Source organism: Amycolatopsis sp. NPDC059021, assembly GCF_042739895.1.
Lineage (GTDB): Bacteria > Actinomycetota > Actinomycetes > Mycobacteriales > Pseudonocardiaceae > Amycolatopsis.
Genome location: NZ_JBHYIQ010000164.1, coordinates 9524 through 14871, shown reverse-complemented (window position 1 = coordinate 14871; position 5348 = coordinate 9524). Strand labels below are relative to the sequence as shown.

Sequence of the window (5348 nt, the reverse complement as noted above, 5' to 3'; positions counted from 1 at the left end):
GGTCGACCATCTCTCTACCCCCCCCCACTCCTCCTTCGCTCCTCTATCCCCCCCACCGGGGCCGCCACCCCGGCTTTGCGGGCCACCACGGCCCCGGCGACGTGGCCCGGAACCCGGGGCGTCCCTCGGTGCCGCCGCGCAGAGCCGCCCCGCCGCCCGCAGCGCAAAGCCGTGGGGGCCTCCCCGAGGGACCCAGAGTCCCTCAAGGAGGCCCCCACGGACCATGTGGCGGCGCAAGACCGGTGCGGGTTCAGGAGCGCTGTTTCATGAATTGTTCGTTCATGATCAGGAAGGCGCCGAGGCCGTGGAAGTCGTTGGTCTTGCGGGCCCGGCCGTAGTAGTAGTCCAGGTTGCCGACGTTGGTGCCCTCGCAGATGTCGGCCACGTTCGTCAGCCCGTCCGAGCCACGCGACACCTTCTGCAGCACCCCGGCGTAGCCCTTGTTCGCGACGGCCTGGTACGACGCGGGCAGGTAGCCGCGCTCGACACCGCGGGCGATCGTGAAGGTGTACATCGACGAGGCCGAGGTTTCCAGCCAGTTCTTCGCGTCCCCGCCGTGGTCGACGATCTGGTACCAGCGCCCGGTCGCCGGGTCCTGGTACCGCTGGTACCCGGCCGCGAGGAAGCGCACCATGTCGACGAGCGCGGCGCGGCGGGGATGATCGGCGGGTAGCACTTCGAGGATGTCGATGGCGGCCATCCCGAACCAGCCGATCGCCCGCGCCCAGTGGAACTGCGAGTGATGTCCCGGCCCGGACGCCCACGGTTCCGAGCCGTCCTCGTCGTAGGCGTGGTACAGCAATCCCTTGCCGGGCTCAGAAAGATGCTTGAAGTACACCACGAGGTTCTTGGCCGATTCCTCGAAGCAGTATCCCGGATCGCCGAACGTCTTCCCGTACAGCGCGAGGAACGGTTGCGCCATGTAGACGCCGTCGCCCCACAGCTGGCCGACCTTGCTCGTCGCGTGGAACATGCCGCCGTCGGAGGTCCGCGGGTAGGCCGGGAAGCGTTTGCGCAGCTGATCGGCCGCCGTCTTGTACTTCTTGACGCCGGTTTCGGTGTACAGCAACGGGAGCATCTGACACGACCGCATGGCGTCGAGGTTGGTGAACCCGTTGGAAATCCCGCTGTCGGTGATGAACCTGTCGTACCACGCGAGGACGAAGTCGAGGTACTTCTTCTCGCCGGTGCGCCGGTAACACAGGTACTGGCCGTACATGTAGAGGCCGAGCGTGTAGCCCCAGCCGCCGATGGTGGCGGGGGTGAACCGCTTCATCGTGGAGTCGACGACCGCACGGGAGAGATCCGCCGCCCCGCCCGGCGGCCGCCGCCCGGGGAGAGCCGCGGCCACACCGGGCAGGGCGGCCGCGGCGGCGACGCCGAGGGTGCCAGCCAGGAACGTGCGCCGCGGCAGCCGCGCCGGATCAAGGGGGTGGGACATGCGTGGTCCTTTCCTGCGCTGGCCCCGGTGACGCGGTGAAGAAGGTGGCCGGGATGCCGATCCGCCGTCCGTCGGCATCCCGGCCGGCTCGAGGGGCGACCGAGTCGCCTGGGCGGTGGCCGGGTGAGCGTAAGCGCTTACCCTGATTGAACGTCTACTCGCCCGGGAGTTCCCACGTCAAGAGCGATCAGATTTTCTGTGTCATATATCAGATATTTCCGGCGGGATGGCCCGGTGGGTGGGTAGTCGCCTTGACCGCCCGTGGGCGCTGGAGTACACCCCCTGGTATGTCAGGAAGACACTCGCTCCGGCGCGGGACGACCGTCGCGCTCGCCCTCCTGTTGGTGATCCTCGGCCTCACTCCGCCGGCGTCGGCGGACTTGCAGAATCCCCGGCAGAAATGGCTTCGCGACAGCCAGGCGGGGCTCTTCCTGCACTGGGGCATGCGGACCTCGCCCGGGTACACCAGCTGCGCCGCCTGGGAGAAGGCGATCACCAATGGCGGCTGGACGCCGGAGTACTGGGTCGGCGAGGCGAAGAAACTGCACGCCTCCTACCTCGTGCTGGCCTCGTTCCACAGCAGACTCGGCTATTCGCGGGCGTGGCCGTCGGCGATCCCCGGCAGCTGTGCCACTGAACGGGACTTCCTCGGCGAGCTGATCAAGGCCGCGAAACCGCAGGGGCTCAAAGTCATCCTCTACATGACCGACGACCCGCAGTGGCACGACGAGGGCGGTCACGAATGGCTCGACTCCGCGGCGTACTCGAAGTACAAGGGCCACAACGTCGACCTGACCACCCGCGACGGATTCGGCCAGTTCAGCTACGACAACTTCTTCGAGGTCATGAAGAACTATCCCGACCTCGGCGGGTTCTGGATCGACAACGACAACGCGTACTGGGAACAGCACGACCTCTACGCTCAGATCTACCGGCAGCGGCCGGATTACCTGCTTTCCAACAACAACGAAGACACGCCGATCATGGACACGATCAGCAACGAGCAGAAGACCGGGATGAGCCCGGCTTATGACTACCCACAGGCGATCTACACCGCGCAGCCGCGGCTCACCGAGGCGTGCTTCAAGCTGCCGAGCACCGGCGCCTGGTGGTACAGCGGCTCGGATTCGGCGGTCGACTACCGGCTCACACTCGGCAGGCTGATCAGCAATTCCGGCTCCTCGGTGAAATCGCTGATGGCCGAAACCGCAATGGTGAACGGGAGGTTCCCGGCCAAGCAGGAGGCGTTCAACAATTTCGCCAAGGGGTACCTCGACGCCATCTGGCCCTCGCTCGGCGGCACCGAGGGTGGCGGTTACCTGCACGGCGGAATGCAGCCGGGGTTCTGGAACGACGGCGCCCACGGCGTGCTCACGATCGGCAAGGAAAACCCGGACACCCAGTACATCCACGTCCTGACCAAGCCCTCGACGTCGACGCTGAAGATCCGCGACAACGGCTACCGGGTCCGCGCCGTGACGAATCTGCGTACCGGGGCGCCGATCGCCTTCACCCAGGGCGGCGGCAGTCTCACGCTGACCGGACTGTCCTCTTGGGACAGTTACGACACCGTGTTCAAAGTGGACACCGCGGGCCGGGACGGCGTGTACGACCCGAAGACCGTCACCGAGAAGGCGAGCGCGTCCGCGAGCGGCCACCCGGCGCAGGCCGTCGGCGATGGCGATTACCTGACCTACTGGGACAACGGCAAAACCCTCCCGGTCTCGCTCGACTTCGACCTCGGCGCGGCGAAGAAGGTCCAGTACGTCGGCCTGAACCAGCGCGAGGACTCCGTCAGCTACGCCCGCTCGGACACCGAGCAGTCGGCGCGGATCAAGGACTACCAGGTGTTCGTGTCCGACGACGGCAGGAACTGGGGGAGCGCGGTGAAAACCGGTCAGCTGCCCAGCCATCGCGGCGTGCAGTTCCTCGACCTCCCGGCGGCGACCAAGCGCTACGTGCGTGTTCAGGTCACGAGCACGTGGGCGGCCTCGAGCGACACGAAACGGTACCGGCAACTGCGGATCGACGAGGCCTGGGTCGGCTCGGCCTACGCCGCCAAGGCTTCCTGAGCCGAGCCCGACAGGAGATCCAGCGTCAGCGCCGCGGTCCAGCCGAAGGAACGCGTGCCGTGGCCCGCGCCGGTGAACGGGTCGGTGTACTCGGCGAAGCCGGTCTGCCCGGCGAGTTCGACCAGGTCCGCGCCGAGACGCCGGGCCAGGCTGGCCTCACCGTGCCGGACGAGACCCCGGTGCACGAGCCAGCCGACGTTGAACCACGAGGGCCCGCGCCAGTAGCGCGCCGGGTCGAAGTCCTCGGCGGTCAGGTCGTAGCTGGGCACGCCCCGCACCCGGCCGAGCGCGAACCGCGGGCCGGTGGCCGTGGCCAGCAAGGCCGGGGCCACCGGAAGATCGGGCAGTACCAAGGGGATCAGCCCGGCGCAGGTGTGTTTGTCACCAAGGACATCCGCGCGGACATCGCGGGCGAAGAAGAACCCGGCCGCGTCGTCCCAGAGCGTGTCCACCAGCGTCTTGGCGATCCGCGCCGCCGACTCGCGGTGCGCCGCGGCGGCCGAGGGGAGGGCGAGGGCTTCGGCGATCTCGGCGAGCGCGAGTTCGGCGTCGGCCAGCAACGCGTTGACGCCCGGATCTTCGACGGTGAAGCCCTCGGACACCTCGCGCCAGCGAGCGTCGGAGTAGCCACAGTCGCGGTACTCGGCGGCGAGCCGGACGTAGCGGCCGTAGTCCTCGTCGCTGGGCCGGTCGGCGGCCTCGCCGTGGTCGAGGTCGCGCCGGGTGAACGACGTGGCCGCGACCGGGGTGACTCGCGCAAGCGGAGCGTCCCATGCCGGGCTGTTGTCCATCCCCGACTCCCACGGGTGCACGATCGACACCAGCCCGTGCCCGCCGAGGTCGCGGTGCCGGGTCAGGTAGCGGTGCCACGCCACCAACCGTGGGTACAGCGTGCCCAGGAACGCCTCGGCCGCCGAGCCGTCGGGGTCGGCTCGATGCACGGCCCAGACCGCGCGGGCGTGCACCGGCGGCTGGATCAGGCCCGAGGTCCGGCCCGCCTGCCAGAAGCCGGGGCCGGGGAAGTACGCCTCCGGCGGCGTGTCCGGGTTGAACAGGATGTGCGGTACCCGGCCGTCGCGCCACTGCGCGGAGAACAGCGTCACCAGCTCGCGCCGGGCCCGCTCGGGCGCGACGTGGCGCAGGCCGAAGGCGATGAACGCGGAGTCCCAGCTCCACTGGTGCGGGTACAGCTCGCGGGAGGGCACGGTCGACGAGCCGATCCAGTTGCCCTCGAGCACTCGCGCGGCCGCCGCGCCCCATGTTTCCCTGATATGTCCACCGTATCTCCGACTTATGTCTTGTCAATGGGCAAAAGTGGTCACTGCGACGATGTGCATCACACTCGAGGGGGACGACACCGATGACAGGCGGTTCGACGCCGACCAGTGCCGGCGAGCTGTTGCACCTGGTCCGCACCGGTCAGGCCACCACACGGAAGGCGTTGCAGACGTTCAGCGGGCTGTCCCGTTCGACGCTGACCGGCAGGCTCGAAGTGCTCCAGGACGCCGGCCTGCTGGCCGAGTCCGGGCTGGAGGATTCGACCGGCGGGCGTCCTGCCCGGCATCTGCGCTTCGACGATCAGCACGCCGTCGTGCTCGCGGCCGGGATGGACACCATGCACGCCGAGGCGGTGATCACCGACCTGTCGGGACGTCGTCTGGCGCGCCGGGCCGGGCCGCTCCGGGTCGCCGACGGGCCGGAGGCGGTGCTCGACCGCATCGCGAAGTGGTTCGGCGCGCTTCTCGCCGAGAGCGGGAAGCGCGCCCGCGGCCAGGGCGGCGGCGGGGGGGGGGCGGGCCCGCCCGGGCGAAACCCGCGCGCGGCGGGCCGGCCCC

The 5348-nt window shown here is 69.0% G+C and carries 3 protein-coding genes and 1 pseudogene; 2 read left to right on the top strand and 2 right to left on the bottom strand.

The window, feature by feature from the left end:
• Positions 1 to 250: 250 nt before the first annotated feature.
• Complete coding sequence (locus ACFWX1_RS46195; RefSeq protein ID WP_378396291.1) at positions 251 to 1441, bottom strand: glycoside hydrolase family 105 protein; 1191 nt, start codon at positions 1439 to 1441, stop codon at positions 251 to 253.
• A 287-nt stretch (positions 1442 to 1728) separates the two neighbouring features.
• On the opposite strand from ACFWX1_RS46195, the gene ACFWX1_RS46190 reads away from it, so the two are divergent.
• Positions 1729 to 3513 carry a discoidin domain-containing protein gene (locus tag ACFWX1_RS46190; protein ID WP_378396290.1) on the top strand — a complete coding sequence of 595 codons (1785 nt, stop codon included), beginning with the start codon at positions 1729 to 1731 and terminating at the stop codon, positions 3511 to 3513.
• Here ACFWX1_RS46190 and ACFWX1_RS46185 read toward each other — a convergent pair.
• Positions 3492 to 4751, bottom strand: a complete 1260-nt coding sequence (locus ACFWX1_RS46185; protein ID WP_378396289.1) for a trehalase family glycosidase — start codon at positions 4749 to 4751, stop codon at positions 3492 to 3494. The two genes, ACFWX1_RS46190 and ACFWX1_RS46185, sit on opposite strands and share 22 nt — an antisense overlap.
• Positions 4752 to 4873: 122 nt before the next feature.
• Between ACFWX1_RS46185 and ACFWX1_RS46180 the strand changes: the two are divergent.
• A pseudogene (locus ACFWX1_RS46180) lies at positions 4874 to 5348 on the top strand (sugar kinase); the annotation flags it as partial.

What these genes read in the sequence shown, in the direction of transcription:
- ACFWX1_RS46190 (WP_378396290.1), top strand. Translation starts at nt 1,729, where the DNA reads ATGTCAGGAAGACACTCGCTCCGGCGCGGGACGACCGTCGCGCTCGCC.
- ACFWX1_RS46195 (WP_378396291.1), bottom strand. Translation starts at nt 1,441, where the DNA reads ATGTCCCACCCCCTTGATCCGGCGCGGCTGCCGCGGCGCACGTTCCTG.